Origin of the sequence: Roseomonas aerilata DSM 19363 (genome assembly GCF_000711725.1) — a bacterium.
Classification (GTDB): domain Bacteria; phylum Pseudomonadota; class Alphaproteobacteria; order Acetobacterales; family Acetobacteraceae; genus Roseomonas; species Roseomonas aerilata.
The window spans coordinates 1-15816 of record NZ_JONP01000009.1 but is presented as its reverse complement, the minus strand read 5'-3'; the positions used below and the strand labels follow the sequence as shown (position 1 = coordinate 15816).

Sequence of the window (15816 nt, the reverse complement as noted above, 5' to 3'; positions counted from 1 at the left end):
CCACGCCATCGCTCGCTCAGGCCTTTTCCTTCCCGACGCCGGTCCACCCCTCGCCACCCGGCGGGCGCTGAAGCATGGGGCGGTGGATGATCTCCCCCAGCGCCGCGTAGAAGGGGCCGCCGAGGCGCGCCACGGGCCGCATTTTCACGCTGTCGACGCGCGAGCCGTCATAGATCTCGGGCGATAGGTGGAAGGCCACGACCTCGCCGATATAGAGCGTGTTCACGCCGCGCCCGAGTGGCACGACCTGGTCCAGGCGGCATTCCATCTGCACGGGCGAGGCCGCGATTCGAGGCGCGCGCACGTGGCGGCTTGGCAGCAGGTCGATGCCCAGTGCCTCCGCCTCGCTGATCTCCGGCGGGAATTCCTGGGCGGAGCCGTGCATCGCCTCCATCGTCGCCTCGGTCGCGACATTCACGACGAACTCGCGGCTCGCGAGGATATTCCGGGCCGTGTCCTTCATCGCGCCGTCGCCCGCCCGGGCGGCGATGTTCACGCCGAGCATCGGCGGGCTGGTCGCGACGTAGTTGTAGGAGCTGAAGGGCGCCGCGTTCACGCGCCCCTCCCCGTCCACCGTGGTGATCCAGGCGACCGGGCGCGGCACCACGCAGCCGACGATCAGCCGGTAGGCGGCGGCCGTGTCCAGCCCTTCGCCATCCACGAAGTGGAAGTTGTCGCTGGCGCTCATCTCGCATCCATTTCTTGTGACTCTCTTGCACGACGCTCAGCGAATTCCCGCTGCAGCAGCGGGATCGAGCCGCCGGCCTGCCAGATCTCCACCATGCGCGGGGAGAAGGGCCGTGACTGCAAATGCTGGCCGGAGGCGGTGCGGATCGCGCCCGTGGCAGGGTCGGCCTCCAGCACCTCGCCGTCCGCCACGGCATCCGTGATGCCCGGACAGATCATGACCGGCAGCCCGACGTTCAGGGCGCGGCGGATAATGCCGGATTCGCAGGATTCCACGACCACGACCGTGATGCCCGAGGCCTTCATCGCCACGCTCACCTCGACATGGTTATGGTGGCCGAAATTTCGTCCGCCCACGACAATGTCGCCCGGCCTGACCTCGGTTGGGAACTCGGGGCGCAGGCGGCGGAAGCACATGGCCCGCAGCGCCCCCTCGTCGAAGGCCTTGCCGAAGCCCTCGCGGATGATCGAGAACTCGATGATCCCGTCGTCGCCGCTGATGTTGTCGCCGAACTTCCACACGCGGCCGCGCAGCGCCGTGCCGCCCATCAGGCGTGCTCCCGCGTTTCGGCCAGCATCTCGCGCGGGTCGATGATCCGGCCTGCCACGGCGGCGGCGGCCACGGCGTAGGGGCCGGCGAGGTACACATCCGCCAGGCGGCTGCCGTTGCGGCCCTGGTAGTTGAACTGCTGCGTGGAGATCAGCACCTCGTGGTCGTTGAGCTGCCCCTGGTAGCCCCAGCAGGTCGTGCAGCCCGGCGCGAGAACCGTGGCGCCAGCATCGGAGAAGATCTCCAGCAAGCCTTCCCGCGCCGCGGCGGAATAGACTTCGCGGCTGCCGGGCGTGATGTAGAGCGTAACATGCCCCGCCAACTGCCGCCCGCGCAGCACGGCGGCCGCGGCGCGCATGTCCTCCAGCCGGTTGCCGGCGCAGGAGCCGATCGTCGCCTGATCGATGCGCTGGCCGCTCACGTCGTCCACGGGCACGCCGCCGTGCAGGTCGGGCGGACGGGTCACCATCGGCGCCAGGGCGGAGAGATCGTAGGCCGCCTCGAGCACGTAGTCGGCACCCGCGTCCGGCTCGACCACCTGATAGGGTCGTCCCTTCGCCCGCGCCTCGACATAGGCGAGCGCCACATCGTCCACCGGCATCACGCCCGTGTAGGCACCGCTGTGGAAGAGGGAGGCAAGGATCGTCTGCCGGTCGTCCATCGAGAGACCGGCAATCGCCTCTCCCGTGAACTCCACGCAGCAGCCGAGCAGTCGGTCTGTCGCACCGAAATCGCGGACGATCGTCTGGATAAGGTCCCGCGCCGTCACTCCGAAAGCCAGGCGCCCGGTGAGCGCGATGCGCGCGGAGGGCGGCACCGCCAACCAGTTCTGATCCTCAATGAGCGAGACGAGCACCTCGGTCGAGATCGGGATGTTCAGCGCGCCCACGGCGCCGAGGCTCGCGATGTTCCCCTCGTCGGAAAAGATGAGCATTCCCGGCCGGGCCAGCCCGTTCTCCACCATCACGAGGTGCCTTAGCCCGCTGCCCGGGCCGAAGAAGTTCACGATGCCCTGCGCCGTGCACCAGTCCCGCAAGCTGCGGTGCGTCTGGTAATGGTGCGACCCCATGGCGGCGGAGGTGGAGTGGTCGATGACCATCACCGCCTTGTCCGGGCGCGGGATGCGGCCCACGCCGATCCGCTCCAGGTTGCGCTGGTGGCCGGGCCAGAAGAGTTCCTGGCAGACCGTGTGGTCGGCCGAGACGGTGACGTACTCGCCCACCTCGACCGAATCCCGCCCCAGCGCGCGGGCGAGGATCTTCTGGGCAACGGATTGTCCGGCCATGCGGCCCCCTTCAGCCCGGCTGGGTGCCGGCAGCGCGGGAAACCTCGCCCCAGCGCGCGATCTCGCGGCGGATATGCTCCATCAGCGCCTCGGGCGTGCCCGGCGCCGCGCTGGCACCCTGCGTCGCGAAAACCCGCTGCACTTCAGGCTCCGCCAGCGCCTCCGTCACGGAACGGCGCAACAGGTCCAGCCGGTCCGTTGGCACGGCCGCGGGGGCGAGGACGCAGTACCAGTTCATCAGCTCGATGTCGGGAACCCCGGCCTCCGCCAAGGTGGGCAGGTCCGGCAGGGCCGCGATGCGCTCGCGCGTCGTCACGGCCAGCGCGCGAAGCTGGCCGGACTGGATGAAGGGAAGCAGCGCTGGCCCCTCGCCGATCATCATCTGTATCTGCCCGGAGACGAGGTCGGTGGTGGCGGGTGCCGCGCCGCGATAGGGCACGTGGACGATGTCGATCCCGCCATGCAGCCGCAGCAGCTCCCCGGCGAGGTGTGGCCCCGTGCCGTTTCCGCCGGAACCGTAGGAGATCTTGCCTGGGTTGCGCTTCGCGTGGGCGATCAGCTCCGCCACGCTGCGGACGGGCAGGCCCGGATTCACGGCCAGGATCTCCGGCACCGCCGCCATCATGGAGATGGGCGCGAAATCCTTCAGCGGATCATAGGGCATCTGCGGCATGAGGCTGAGCGCACCGGCCAGCGAGCCCGTGCCGCCGATGCCGATGGTGTATCCGTCCGGCGGCGCCTTCGCCACGATCTCCATGCCGAGCACGCCGCCCGCGCCGCCGCGGCTATCCACCACCACCGGCTGCCCCAGGCGTTCCGTCATTGCGCGCCCCATGGCGCGGCTGAAGGCATCGGCAGGACCGCCGGGCGCGTAGGGAAGCACGAGGCGGATCGGCCGGTTGGGGAAGGTCTCGGCACGGGCGGCGCCCGCGCGCAACAGGCTCAGCGCGACGCCCAGCTTCAGAAATTCGGCCCGACGCATCCATTCCTCCTGACATGCGCCCGTTGGCCGGGCTGTACGGCCTTCATGGGCTGATCAGGAGGCAAAAAGCAATAGGTCAGTCCATAGAGCTTTATCCATTCGCCCCTGCCCTTCTGCATGCGGGAAGCCTCGGCAGGTTGGGCTGCGGTGCGGCGTCGTTACGTCGGGCCTTAGCTCCTCCGGTAGTGTTGGCAGTCCTACTCCGCCTTGCTTCCGTCCGCCTGGACCTCAAGCTCCAGCATCCGCGAGGCAAGGCACTTGCCGTGAGCGTCGAGGGCAAGGGATCGGGTGACTCCGCCGCCGAGCGCACCCTCCAGCACGAAGTTCAGCGCGCCGATGCCCGGAAGCGCATAGCGGCGCACCTCCCCCCGCACGATGCCCGCGAAATGTGCGGCCACGCGCTCGGCCGTCACCTCGCGCTCCAGCCGTGGGTATTCGGCAGGATCGTAGGCGATGACGGAGATACAGGAGATGTCACCCTTGTCGCCCGCGCGGGCATGGGCGAGGTCGCGGAGGATCATCTCAGGCTTCCACCCAGGTCAGGCCGATGCGCGGCTCGGCCTCGGGGATGAGGCAGGAGCGGATGCCGATCACCTCTCGCACCGATTTCACCACCCCTCCCCCGCTCGCGGGGCCGTTGAGGTAGAGGCTGTCCACCTCATGCCCGATCCGCTCCGCCTCCTCGGGCGAGGCGCAGCGGCCGATGACTCGCACGCGTACCTCGCGCGGCTCGGGTGCACCGGCGGCGGGGCCGAGGATGGAATCCACCCCGATAAGCTCGAAGCGCAGTTCCTCCGCCTCATGGCCGATCAGGCGCAGACGTTCCCGCACGATCTCGAGCGCCAGCCGCCCGCGGGCCGCAGCGCCGGGGCCGGCATAGGAGATCCCCCCCTCCCCGAACCAACCCTCGTGGCAGCCGACGGACACCTTGAGCGTGCCCGTCCGCGCCGTGCCATCGCCGCCGGAGACGCGCACCGCGTCCTCGCCCGCCGGCTCGATCCTGACGCCGGAGAAGTCGGCGACGACATCGGGCTGGAGGTAGCGCGCGGGGTCGTGCACCTCGTAGAGAAGCTGCTCCTTCACGGTCGCAGCCGTCACCCGTCCGCCGGAGCCCGGCACCTTCGTGATCGTCGCCATCCCGTCCTCGGAAACCTCGGCCAGCGGGAAGCCGAGGCGCGCAAGGTCCGGCACCTCCTTCAGCCCCGGATCGGCGAAATAGCCACCCGTCACCTGCCCCGCGCATTCGAGGAGGTGACCGACGACCGTGCCGCGGCCGAGGCGGGTCCAGTCGTCCGCCGCCCAGCCGAACTCGTGCATCAGCGGGCCGAGGAACAGCGCCGGGTCGGCGACGCGGCCGGTCACCACCACCTCCGCCCCGGCCGCCAGCGCCTCCATGATCGGCTGCGCGCCGATATAGGCATTGGCGGAGACGAGCCGGTTGCCGAGGGCCGCGACGGTGCCGCCCTCGTCGAGCGCGGCGTCCGTCCCGCGCAGGCTGTCCGTCACGTCGTCGCCAGTGACCGCGGCGATCCGCAGGCCGGAGAGACCCAGGCCGCGAGCCACCTCCGCCACGCGGCGGGCGGCCGCGAGCGGGTTGGCGGCACCCATGTTCGTGACGATGCGGATGCCCTGTCGCCGGCAGGCCGGGAGCACCGCGCGCATGCGGGCCGCGAGCAGCGTGTCGTAGCCCGCCTCGGGGTCGCGCCGCCTTGCAAGTTGGGCGAGGGCGATGGTCCGCTCCGCCAGGCATTCGAAGACAAGGTAGCGGAGCCCCCCGCGCTCGGCCAGTTCCACCGCGGGCTCGATCCGGTCTCCGGAGAAGCCGGAGCCGGCGCCGATGCGGACCTTCTTCACCCGCTCAATCCGGCCTGATGTTGCCGGCGCGGACCACCTCGCGCCACTTCGCGATATCGGCCTCCAGCCAGGGGCGGAAATCGGTGGGGGACATGCCGACGGGTTCCAGCCCCTGCTCGTTCAGCTTCGGCCGCAGCTCGGAGTCGTTCAGTGCCACCGTCAGCGCGCGATAGAGGCGGTCGAGGATCGGTGCGGGCAGGTTCGCCGGCGCGAAGAGCCCGTGCCAGGCCGCGACGTCGAAGGGCTTCACCCCCTGTTCCTCCACGGTAGGCACCTCGGGTGTCCATTCGAGGCGGCGCGAGGAGGTGGTGGCCAGCGCGCGCATCTTGCCGTCGCGCACGAAGGGCAGCACGGCCGTGACCTGATAGACGGTCATGGCCACCTGGCCCGAGATGATGTCGGTGAGCGCCTGCGCGCCGCTGCGATAGGGCACGTGCTCCAGCGGCACGCCGGTCAGCTGCTTCAGAAGCTCCCCCGCAAGATGGCTGGAGGTGCCGTTGCCGGCCGAGGCGTAGGAAGCGCCGCCCCGCTGCCCCTTCGCCCAGGTGAGGAACTCCTGCAGGTTCCGCGCGGGCACCCCGTTGCCGACGACCAGCAGGTTCGGCGCGTTCGTGACGAGGGAGACCGGTGTGAAGTCGCGCAGCACGTCGTAGGGCAGGCGCGGCATGAGCGAGACGTTCACGGAGTGGGAGGCGATGCTTCCCATGCAGAGGTTGTAGCCGTCGGGCGCGGATTTCGCGACGGCCTCCGATCCGACGACGCCGCCGGCGCCCGGCCGGTTCTCGACGACGATCGGCTGGCCCAGCTCCTGCGACATCCGCGGTGTCACGAGGCGCGTCATGATGTCGGTGCTCGTGCCCGCGCCGAAGGGAACGATGACGCGGATCGGCCGGTCGGGCCAGCCGGCCTGGGCGAGGGCTGCGCGGGAGAGTGCGGGAAGCGCGAGGCCGCTGGCTGCGGTCGCCAGCATCCGGCGCCTCGGGAACCCGGGTGACATGGCCATGCTGGCGCCTTCCTCCATTGTTGCGGGGAAGAGAGCCGGAAGGGCATGGATAATACAATTGAAAGTTCTTTAGGTCGCCCATAATGACAGATTATGAGCCTCTCCTTGCGGCAGATGCGCGCTGTCGTCGCGGTGGCGCAGACGGGAAGCCTCGGTCGGGCGGCGGCGCTGCTCCACCTTTCCCAGCCTGCGCTCACCGTCCAGTTGCGCGAGGCCGAAACCGAGCTCGGGTTGCGGCTCTTCGACCGTGGCGCGCGGGGGGCGGTGCCGACCGAGGTCGGGCAAGGGCTGGTGGAGGCCTTCGCCCGGGTGCTGGAGGATCTCGACGCGGTCGTGGCCGGCGCGAAGGAGGCCGCCGCGGGACGGGCCGGGCTCGTGCGCCTGGCCGTCCTGCCCTCGGTCGGGGCGACGGTGCTGCCCACCGTCCTCCTCCGCCTGCGCGCGGCCCATCCGGGCATCCGGGTCGTTGTTCGCGATGCGGTGGCCGGAGGCGTCGTGGCGCTGGTGAGGAGCGGCGCCGTCGAGCTCGGGATCGGAACCGAGATCGAGCGCGATCCCGAGATCGAGGTGACGCCGCTCCTCGAGGACCGAATGGTCGCCGTGCTGCCGGCCGGCCACCGCTTCGAGGCCCGCCGCGCGATCCCGCTGTCGGAGCTGGCGGGCGAGGCGCTCGTGCTGATGGACCCGGAAAGTAGCGTGCGCGCCCTTTTCGACCGCGCCTGCCGGGCGGCGGGCACGATCCCGCTGCCGGCCTACGAGGTGACCTACATGAGCACCGCGGTCGCCCTCGTGCGGGCCGGCCTCGGCGTCGGTGTCCTGCCCTCCTCCGCCGTTGACCTGCGCGTCGCTCCGGTGCTCCAGACCCGGCCGATCAGGGCGCCGGAGATCAGGCGCTCGATCAGCCTCATCCAGCGCGCCGGGCGCAGCCTTTCGCCCGCGGCCGAGGCGCTCAGGAGCAGCCTGCTCCCCAGGGAGGGCGACCCGAACCCGTCGTAAGGGAGCCCCGGGGCGTGCCCCTAGCTCCGGGTGGGTGCCTTTCCAGGCCGCTTCCCCTCATTCTACAAGGCGCCCGCCCGGCGTGGTGAAGGTGCGGCCCCGATGATCTCCAGACTTCCCCGCCGTCGATGAGGGCACCTCCCCGGCGCCCCTTCCGGCCCCTCCTGTGCCTGGCCCTGGCCTTCCTTGCCGCCGGATGCTCGCTCGGCGACACGATCGGGCGGCACGGCATCGCGTACAACGGCAGCGTCCAGACGGCGACCGATACCGTTCTCGTCCTGAACGTGCTGCGCGCGCGGGACCAGGCGCCGCTCCACTTCACCGAGGTGGGCTCTATCCACGGGTCGCTCAGCCTCTCGGCGGCACTCGGCTACGACCTCTCGAAGGTCAACGGCGGCACGGAACCGGCGCTCATCGCCTCCACCAGCCCGAGCTTCGATATCGGGCCGCTGGACCGGCAGGAATTCGCGCGCGGCCTCCTGCGCCCAATCGACCCGGCGCTGCTCCGGCTGCTCTCCGACCAGGGATGGCCGGCGCAGTTGCTGCTCCACCTGCTGGTGTCGCGCTTCGACGAGGGGCCGGGCGGGCGGATCGCGGTGAACGACCCGCGCCGCCGGCAGGACCTGGACCCGGCAACGCGCGCGGCCTGCGCCCGCGAGGGGCTCGCGGCCCCTCCGCCCTGCGATCCCTTCCAGGCGATGGTGGACGCGATCACCGGCCACGGCCCACTGCAGTTCAACGGCTACACGCGCCTCGTGCCCGTCGGGCCCCGCCTGACAAGGGCCGAGGCGATCGCCCCGGAGAACCTCACCACGGCCCGGCAGCCGGGAATGACGATGCGGCAGGACGGCACAGGCTGGCAGCTCTACCGCGCCCTGCCCCAGCTCGTTGTCTGCGTGCCCGGCGGGGGCGGCAACGGGACGCCGGGGCGCTACACCGCGCTCGCCCTCGACAACGACGCCCCCCAGGCCTCCCCCATGTCGCAGGAGGGCTCTCCCTGCACGGCGGACGAGGTGGCGGACCGGCCCTCCAGCGCGGGCGAGGCGGCGATGCCCGGTGTCTCCTGGTACCTGCGCTCGGTGGACGAGGTGCTGCGCTACCTCGGCGAGGTGCAGCGGCGCGAGGAGGCCGGAATCCCCTATCGCATCAACATCGGCGCCGCGGGCACGGCCCGCCTCTTCCGCCTGTGGTCCGAGAGGCCGGCCCGGCCGCGGCTCTCGGCCGAGTACCAGGGACGGCGCTGGTGGGTGGCCGAGTACGACGAGGGCGAGGATCTGACGCTGCGGGTGCTGGCCCTGACGACGCAGTTGCTGAACCTGCAGAAATCCGCCTCCGAAATCCCATCGGCTGGAACCCTGCGGCTCGTCCGATAGAGGGGCTTGCGCGTTGCAGCCAGGCTTGCGCCGACATGGCGCAAGGGGAGCAGATCATGCCCGACGACCCCACCGCTTCCCACGGTCGCTTCGACATCATGGCGATCGCCGGGAGCTTTCCGGAAAGCGCCGACACGCTTCTTCTGGACCGCTACCTCACCAACGAGGCGGCCGCGAGCGCGCGCGTGTTCCGTGTCTATCGCCCGACGCCGCCGCACTATCATGCGACCTGCGACGAGTACCTCTACGTCGTTTCGGGCCGCGGTACCTTCTGGATGGAGAGCGCGGACACGCAGGAGGAATTTCGGCCGGGCCAGCTCCTCTTCTTCCGGCGCGGCACCGTGCACGCGATCCCGGACCTCCTGGAGGGGCCGGTGGTCTTCCTCTCGGTGGACACACCGCGGCGGGATCCGAAGGACATCATCTTCGTGAATCCCGCGGACGGCACGCCCGAGAGCTTCATCAGCCAGCACGAGGCTTGAAGGCTCTGGCCGTCGCGGCGCCGACGGCAGGCGGCGGGTATCAGGCGAAGCGGCGCCGAAGCATGTCGCCCACACCGGCACCGCCGGAGGATCTGTCCAACCCACGTAGGATGGCAACGGCACCGAGGATGACGAGGGCATCCTCGACGAGACCGGTCGGCGTCTGGCCATAGCGCGGGATGGCGGCGATCCGCGTGCGCCAGCCGAAATAGGAGGCGACGACGGCCGTGGAGCCGCCGAGCAGCGCGGCGGGCCAGCGCTGCCGAAACGGCGAAAGGGAGGCGCCCGCGATGGCGCAGGTGATGAACCGCGTTGCCAAGCCGATCGGCACGATGCGATCAGGTGCCGATTTCATCTTGTCCCCAGCGAGTTCGGCCACCGCGAGGGCCAGGGTGGCCGCGGCGACCGCTGGATGCCCGAGCAGTCGCGGGGCGCCGTTACCCGCGGGTAGGTCGCCGCGCGCCGCCGCCACGGAGACCGCTGCCAGCGGGGTCAATCCGCGCTGTCCGCCGACCAGGCCCATCAGGAAGGAGGCGAGCATGTCATCATCTCCGAACGATCAGCCGGGAGAACTCGTGCCGCGCGCGGGAGTTCCGGGCGCCTGATCTCCGATCGGGAGGCAACCGCGTCGGCGCAAGGTCATTCTCCCCCCTGCACGCCGACGCTCCGGCGGATGGAGACGCGACACATGCCAGCCAGCAAGCGCTTCGCGCCACCGGGCCCCCTCGGCTTCGGCGGTGCCCCGCTCGGGAACATGTTCGAGGAGGTGACGGACGACGTCGCGGCGGCCACCCTCGGGGCTGCCTGGGACGCCGGCATCCGGTATTTCGACACCGCGCCGGAATACGGGCCGGGCATCTCCGAGCACCGCTTCGGCCATGCCCTTCGCGACCGCCCGCGCGACGATTTCGTCCTCTCCACCAAGGTGGGCCGCCTGCTACGGGCGGACGCGAGCAAGGGCGGCAAGCACGGCCCCTTCGTGAAGGGCCTGCCCTTCCGCGTGGACTACGACTACACGGCCGATGGCGTGCGGCGCTCGATCGAGGACAGCCTCCAGCGGCTTGGGCTGGCCCGGATCGACGTCGCCTATATCCATGACTGCGCGGAGGACGCGCATGGCCAGCGCTGGCCCGAGGTGTTCGACATCGCCATGAAGGGCGCCGCCGTGGCGCTGACGCGGTTGCGGGAGGAGGGCGTCATCCGTGGCTGGGGCCTCGGCGTGAACCGGGTGGAGCCCTGCGTGCTCGCGCTGGAGCGCGCGGACCCCGACGTCTTCCTGCTTGCGGGGCGCTACAGCCTGCTGGACCACCCGGCCCTCGACGTGTTCTTCCCACGCTGCGCCGAGCGGGGTGTCAACGTGGTGGTGGGCGGCCCCTACAACTCAGGCCTCATCGCGGGCGGCAGGACCTTCGAGTACCAGGAGGCCCCGCCCGAGAAGGTGGCGGCGCGCGACCGGCTCGCCGCGATCGCGAAGGATCACGGCGTAGACCTGCGCGCGGCCGCGCTGCAATTCTGCGCCGCCCACCCGGTGGTCGCCTCGGTCATCCCTGGCACCAAGAACCCGGCGCGTGTGCAGGAGAACGTCACCCTGATGGACCAGCCGATCCCGGCTGCCTTCTGGCAGGAGTTGAAAAGGACCGGTGTGCTGCCGGAGGCGGCGCCAACGCCGGCGGGGTAAGCCCGGCCTCGCGAGACCGCGGCTTGCGACATGCTTGCGCATCGGGAATGCTCCGTTTCCCTAGAGCGGGCGAGGGCCGCGGCGCTGTTTGCCGGCGCGGCCCTCTCCTCCCCCGGGCAAGCAAGCGAGGAAGCGCTCCATGACCACCATTCGCCGCTCCGAATTCATCGCGCTGGCTGCCGGGGCGGCCGGCCTCGGCCTCGCGCCGCGGGCACGCGCCGCCGACTATCCCACCCGCCCGATCGAGCTGATCGTGCCCGCCTCCGCCGGCGGCGGCACCGATGTGCTGGCCCGCGCCTTCGCCGAGGCCGCGAAGAACCACTCGCCCCAGCCCTTCATCACGGTGAACCGCCCCGGCGCGAGCGGCGCCATCGGCTTCGCCGAGACGCTGAATGCCCGGCCGGACGGCTACAAGGTCTGCGTCGTCTTCGTCGAACTGGCGATCCTGCCCTTCCTGAATCAGATCAAGTTCACCGCCGACGACTTCCGCATGATCGCGCAGCTCAACGCCGATCCCGCCGCCATCATGGTGCGCACGGAAGCGCCCTGGCAGACGATCGAGGATTTCCTGGCCGAGGCAAAGCGCCGCCCAGGCGGGGTGACCCTCGGCGACTCCGGCGTAGGCTCCATCTGGCATCTCTCCGGCGCCGCGATGGCCGAGAAGACCGGTGTGCGCTTCCTCCACGTTCCCTATCCGGGTGCGGCGCCGGGCCTGACGGCGCTGCTCGGCGGCCATGTGGACGCCATGTGCTGCGGCCCCGGGGAGGCCAATGCCTTCGTGCAGGGCGGCAAGATGCGCGCCCTGACCGTGATGGCCGACACCCGCGTTCCCGGCTTCGACTCAGTGCCGACGCTGAAGGAGCGCGGCGTGGACCTGACCATCGGCACCTGGCGCGGCCTGGGCGTGCCGCGCGCGACCCCCGCGCCGGTGGTGGAGGTGCTGGGTGACATTGCCCGCAAGGCCGCCGCGGAGCCGGGCTTCAAGGAGGCCCTGGCCAAGGTGAATCTCGGCTACAGCTACGCCGACGCGCAGACCTTCGACGCGCATATTGCAAAGGACCGGGAGTTCTTCCGCGAACTGGCCGGGCGACTGCAACTGGGCTGAGGGCACCAGGGCACCGCGGGCGTGATCCTTTCCGGCTCAGCCCGCGGCGTCGCTGAGGACCAGGTGGCGCTGCCCCGCGAAGGGGAACTCGCCCACCACGCGCATGCCCAGCTTCCTGTGCGCCTGGAGGGAGCGAGGGTTGTCCGCGCGAATGAACAGGACGGCCTCGCGCCCTGGGTAATACCGCCGCGCCTCAGCATGGAGGGCGGGCAGGATGCCCCTGCCCCGCTCCCGCGCGTCGATGCAGACCGGGCCGTAGACATAGGCCGATGGGCCTACGGGATAGGCGTCGAGCATGGCGACGGCCGCAGGCCCTGCGGCCTGCCTCCCCTCGCTCGTGAGCAAGGCGCCGACCACCCGGTCGCCGTCGCTCGCCACGATGATCGCATCCCCGCGGGCGAACCATTGCTCGATCCGGTCCAGCGACCAGTCGCCCGTCAGCGCCCCGCCATTCGCGGAGGAGTTCTCGGCGATCAGCGCTGCAATCGCCTGAAGATCACCGATGCCGGCCAGCCTCGCCCGGATCATCAATCGCCCCTTCTTCGATGAGCATCCGATGCCCAATGCAACGCGATCCGTCCGACGCGATCTACAACTGGGATTCGACGGGAGCATGGCGAGCGAGCCAGGCCAGCGCCCGCCGCGCACCTGAAGCGTCGGGCTCGGTCCGGCAGGCTGCCTGCGCTCCGTCGATCATCGTCGCCCACCGGAGGCTGCCCGCTCGATCGATGCTCACCTGCCAGCTGCGGTCCGGGCACGCCAGGCGCGCATGCTCCTCGCTGACTCCCTGGGCGACGACCACGTCGTCAACGAAGGTTCCCATCTCCGTGTTCAGCGCCCGCGAACGAGGATCGAGGTTGAACGAACCTACGAAGGCGCGTGTGCCATCGACCACAAGTGCCTTCGTGTGCAGGCTCGCGCCGCGCGAGCCAAGCATGCTCGTGCCCTCCCCGCCGGATGGTCGAAGTTCGTGCAGTTGCACGCCGGCGCGCAGAAGCCGCTTGCGATAGCGTGCATATCCGCCGTGAACGGCAACGACATCGGTTGCCGCAAGCGAGTTCGTCACGACTGACACATGCACTCCGCGCGCCGCGAGATCCTCCAGAAGCGCCGCGCCTTCCTCGCCCGGAACGAAGTAGGGGGAAATGAGCAGCGCCTCCTTCTTCGCTCCCTTAAGGAGCTGGACGACGTCGCTGACGAGCCATTCGGCCGCACTCCCCTTTCGGGCCGCCTTATCCGGCGGGTCCGCGATAACCCGCACATCCTCGGCTGGCGCCGAGACCAGGCGAGCCGGCTTGCCATAGTAACTCGATGTGGAGGCGCCCCGGAGGATTTCGGCGAAGAAGGGCTCCGCCTTCGCCAGCCGTGTCGCCCGGTCGAGCCGGTGCGAAAGCTTGCGCAGCCCGCCCCGGCGGTTGTGCGGCGCGCGGCTCACCTCCGCGACCGGGCGTGACAGGCGGTGGTTCCAGTATGCCTCGAAGATCGACCTCGCATCGCGCGCCGCGGCGCCTGTCACCGCGAGGTCGAGGTCGCGGAAGTTGAACGTGTCGGAGGCGTCGAAGTACTCGTCACCGACGTTGCGCCCGCCCAGAATCGCCAGGCGGCCGTCCGCAACCCAGGCCTTGTTGTGCATCCGGCGGTTGAGATGCCATCCGCCGAAAAGCATCTCCAGCAGAAAACCAAGTTGACCGAAGCGACGCCAATGCGTCGCGTTGAACAGACGGACCTCGATATGCCGGTGCGCGTCCAGGGTCGAGAGCAACCGCTCCCGGCCGATCGCATACATGTCATCGAGCAGCAGCCGCACGTGCACGCCTCGATCGGCGGCCTGCAATGCCTCGCGGGCGAGCAGGTTGCCGGTCAGGTCGTCCCGCCAGATGTAATACTGAAGATCGAGCGTCTGCGTGGCGAGCCGGGCGGCCCGTGCGCGCGCCGCAAAGGCCGCTCGCCCGCTGACGAGAAGCCCTATTCCGGTCTGCCCCCACTCGGCTTCGGCGCGGATCAATGCCGGTTCGTCGCTCCGGCCAGGTAGGGCAAGGACCATGGCTAGGCTACCTCCGGGATTGCATCCTCGGGCAAGCGAGCTCTCGCGACCATGCCCAGGTTGAGCGTCGCGCTGAGTGGCAGATGGTCGGAGGCAATCCGCGCGAGCGCGGTGTTGTGCACCTCCACGGCTTGGATCAGGCCGCGGCGGTTCACGAGGATTCGGTCGAGCGGCAGCGTCGGAAGGCGGCTCGGAAAGGTCGGGACAACAGGCCCCGTCTCACCGAAGCTTTTCTCCAACAAGCAGAGTGAGGAGCGGCGGCCCAGGCGCCATTCGTTCAGGTCACCGATGACGACGCTGGGCGCGTCCGTTCCCTCGGACAGGGCGGCGAGGATGGCGGCGGCTTGTCCCTCGCGGTGCCGCTTGAGCAGGCCAAGGTGAGCGGCAACGATGCGCAGGCGCCCCATGGGCAGGTCGAGATCAACCATCACCGCACCGCGGGGCTCGCCCCCGGGCAGCGCAAGGCGACGAACGGCGGCGACCCGGCCGACTCTCACCAGCAGCGCGTTACCGTGCCAGCCATGGCCGCCCGGTGCGCTCGATATCGGCACCATCCGAAGGCCTGTGCGCCGCTCGATCGCTGTCATGTCCAGCAGGCCGATGCGGCGCCCGAAGCGGCGATCTGCCTCTTGCAGCGCAACGATGTCCGCATCGAGTTCGGCGATGACATCGGCCACGCGCGAGGGATCGAAGCGCTTGTCCACGCCAATGCATTTGTGAATATTGTAAGACGCGATCGTGATCAGGCCATCTGCGTGCCGGCCCCTCGCCGGCTCCCTCGGTGTAGGCGCCGGCCGGCGACGAACCGTCATATGCACGCCATGTGGAAGCGAAACCCCTTCACGCGCAAGGCGCGCGAGGAGCCGGTCCATGCTGCGGTCGGCCCAGGTTGAGAGGTCCATCATGGGCCGCATGAGCTAGTCTTCCGTGCCATCACTGCCAAGGAGAATATGTGCCGACATCAACCGGATGACCACCGCACCGGTTTCGTCCTGCCGCGGCGGATGCCGCGCATCGCCGGCCGCGCTTTGAAGGTGCACAGCTCGGCAAGCCTCTTGCTACCGAGGCGCTCGACGGATGGATCAGGCGGATGATCGATGGCCGGCAAGCCTCACGGATAAATTCGCCTGAGATCGTCGAAGCCCTCCCGGGCGGCCTCCGCCCCTAGCCAGGCGCGCAGCGCAGCGAGGGCTGGATCCGTCTCCCGCTCCGCGTCATGCAGCAGGGTGAAGCTGCGGGTAGTGGTGCGGATGAAGGGGTACGGCGCGACCACGCGGCCGGCTGTGACATCTGCGCCCACCAGGGCGCGGATGGCGAGCGCAACGCCCAGCCCCTCGGCGGCCGCGTCGAGCGCAAGGGCGATGCTCTCGAACCGGGGGCCGCGGGTGGGGTCCGGAACCTCGATCCCGGCGGCCGCGAGCCAGCGTGGCCAGTCCTCGGGCCGCTGGCGTGAGTGCAGCAGCGTCGCGCGCTGCCAATCAAAACCGGAAAGGAGCGCGGGACCCGCACGTGGAACACCTCGCGATGGTCCTCGATGAAACGAGACCTCATCTCGGCGGGCCCGAGAAGATGCCGACTGCTTCTTTTAGGATGGCGCGCTCCATCTGCGCCCGCTCGAGCTCCTTGCGCAGCCGGCGGATCTCAGCCCCCTCCGCCGACATCGTCGCTGCTGTCGAGACGGGGCGCTCCGCAACAGGAGCCCGACTGGCATCAGATCCGAGCCGACCTCGCCAGTTGCGCAGCACCGAAGGCTGGATCCCCAGCTCCCTTGCCACCC

General features: G+C 70.0%; 18 protein-coding genes. 5 read left to right on the top strand and 13 right to left on the bottom strand.

Annotation, left to right across the window (positions count from 1 at the left end):
- Window positions 1–16 precede the first annotated feature (16 nt).
- The 7 genes from BO39_RS12035 to BO39_RS12005 form a co-directional block, all read right to left on the bottom strand.
- Entirely contained in the window at window positions 17–688 is a 672-nt protein-coding gene (locus tag BO39_RS12035) for a flavin reductase family protein (RefSeq protein ID WP_052401993.1), read from the bottom strand.
- Window positions 685–1236, bottom strand: a complete 552-nt coding sequence (locus BO39_RS12030) for a 3-isopropylmalate dehydratase small subunit (protein WP_043833505.1) — start codon at window positions 1234–1236, stop codon at window positions 685–687. The genes BO39_RS12035 and BO39_RS12030 overlap by 4 nt, the downstream gene beginning before the upstream one ends.
- On the bottom strand, window positions 1236–2522 hold the full coding sequence (locus BO39_RS12025) for a 3-isopropylmalate dehydratase large subunit (RefSeq protein WP_043833503.1): 1287 nt from the start codon (window positions 2520–2522) through the stop codon (window positions 1236–1238). The genes BO39_RS12030 and BO39_RS12025 overlap by 1 nt, the downstream gene beginning before the upstream one ends.
- Window positions 2523–2532: 10 nt before the next feature.
- Window positions 2533–3504, bottom strand: coding sequence for a Bug family tripartite tricarboxylate transporter substrate binding protein (locus BO39_RS12020; RefSeq protein WP_043833501.1), 972 nt, complete (start codon window positions 3502–3504; stop codon window positions 2533–2535).
- A gap of 197 nt (window positions 3505–3701) precedes the next feature.
- Window positions 3702–4025 (bottom strand): AtuA-related protein, encoded by a 324-nt coding sequence (locus BO39_RS12015; protein ID WP_043833499.1) that lies wholly within the window; start codon window positions 4023–4025, stop codon window positions 3702–3704.
- A gap of 1 nt (window position 4026) precedes the next feature.
- Entirely contained in the window at window positions 4027–5358 is a 1332-nt protein-coding gene (locus tag BO39_RS12010) for an acyclic terpene utilization AtuA family protein (RefSeq protein WP_043833497.1), read from the bottom strand.
- 4 nt (window positions 5359–5362) lie between these two features.
- Window positions 5363–6361 (bottom strand): Bug family tripartite tricarboxylate transporter substrate binding protein, encoded by a 999-nt coding sequence (locus BO39_RS12005; RefSeq protein WP_245615131.1) that lies wholly within the window; start codon window positions 6359–6361, stop codon window positions 5363–5365.
- A gap of 93 nt (window positions 6362–6454) precedes the next feature.
- Between BO39_RS12005 and BO39_RS12000 the strand changes: the two genes are divergently transcribed.
- The 3 genes from BO39_RS12000 to BO39_RS11990 all read left to right on the top strand — a co-directional run bounded on the left by BO39_RS12000 (window position 6455) and on the right by BO39_RS11990 (window position 9212).
- Window positions 6455–7357, top strand: coding sequence for a LysR family transcriptional regulator (locus tag BO39_RS12000; protein WP_043833494.1), 903 nt, complete (start codon window positions 6455–6457; stop codon window positions 7355–7357).
- A 128-nt stretch (window positions 7358–7485) separates the two neighbouring features.
- Complete coding sequence (locus tag BO39_RS11995) at window positions 7486–8730, top strand: hypothetical protein (RefSeq protein ID WP_043833489.1); 1245 nt, start codon at window positions 7486–7488, stop codon at window positions 8728–8730.
- Between the two features lie 56 nt (window positions 8731–8786).
- A complete protein-coding gene (locus BO39_RS11990; RefSeq protein WP_043833814.1) occupies window positions 8787–9212 on the top strand; it encodes a cupin domain-containing protein in 426 nt (141 codons plus the stop codon).
- A 40-nt stretch (window positions 9213–9252) separates the two neighbouring features.
- Here BO39_RS11990 and BO39_RS11985 read toward each other — a convergent pair whose 3' ends face one another.
- The gene (locus BO39_RS11985) at window positions 9253–9753 is read right to left on the bottom strand and encodes a DUF4126 family protein (RefSeq protein ID WP_156963664.1); all 501 of its coding nucleotides are present in this window, start codon (window positions 9751–9753) and stop codon (window positions 9253–9255) included.
- Window positions 9754–9900: 147 nt separating this feature from the next.
- Here BO39_RS11985 and BO39_RS11980 point away from each other — a divergent pair, with 147 nt between their 5' ends.
- Window positions 9901–10890: an aldo/keto reductase gene (locus BO39_RS11980; protein ID WP_043833488.1), complete on the top strand. Its 990-nt coding sequence runs from the start codon at window positions 9901–9903 to the stop codon at window positions 10888–10890.
- Window positions 10891–11029: 139 nt separating this feature from the next.
- Complete coding sequence (locus BO39_RS11975; protein ID WP_156963663.1) at window positions 11030–11995, top strand: tripartite tricarboxylate transporter substrate binding protein; 966 nt, start codon at window positions 11030–11032, stop codon at window positions 11993–11995.
- Between the two features lie 36 nt (window positions 11996–12031).
- Here BO39_RS11975 and BO39_RS11970 read toward each other — a convergent pair whose 3' ends face one another.
- The 5 genes from BO39_RS11970 to BO39_RS31030 all read right to left on the bottom strand — a co-directional run.
- Window positions 12032–12523: a GNAT family N-acetyltransferase gene (locus BO39_RS11970; protein WP_043833806.1), complete on the bottom strand. Its 492-nt coding sequence runs from the start codon at window positions 12521–12523 to the stop codon at window positions 12032–12034.
- A gap of 61 nt (window positions 12524–12584) precedes the next feature.
- Window positions 12585–14000 (bottom strand): phospholipase D family protein, encoded by a 1416-nt coding sequence (locus tag BO39_RS11965; protein ID WP_043833486.1) that lies wholly within the window; start codon window positions 13998–14000, stop codon window positions 12585–12587.
- 41 nt (window positions 14001–14041) lie between these two features.
- A complete protein-coding gene (locus tag BO39_RS11960) occupies window positions 14042–14911 on the bottom strand; it encodes an endonuclease/exonuclease/phosphatase family protein (RefSeq protein ID WP_043833804.1) in 870 nt (289 codons plus the stop codon).
- Between the two features lie 239 nt (window positions 14912–15150).
- Window positions 15151–15501, bottom strand: coding sequence for a LysR substrate-binding domain-containing protein (locus tag BO39_RS31035; protein WP_084698064.1), 351 nt, complete (start codon window positions 15499–15501; stop codon window positions 15151–15153).
- Window positions 15502–15586: 85 nt separating this feature from the next.
- Window positions 15587–15816, bottom strand: a 230-nt coding sequence (locus tag BO39_RS31030; protein ID WP_043833484.1) for a transposase, incomplete at its 5' end; no start/stop codon positions are given.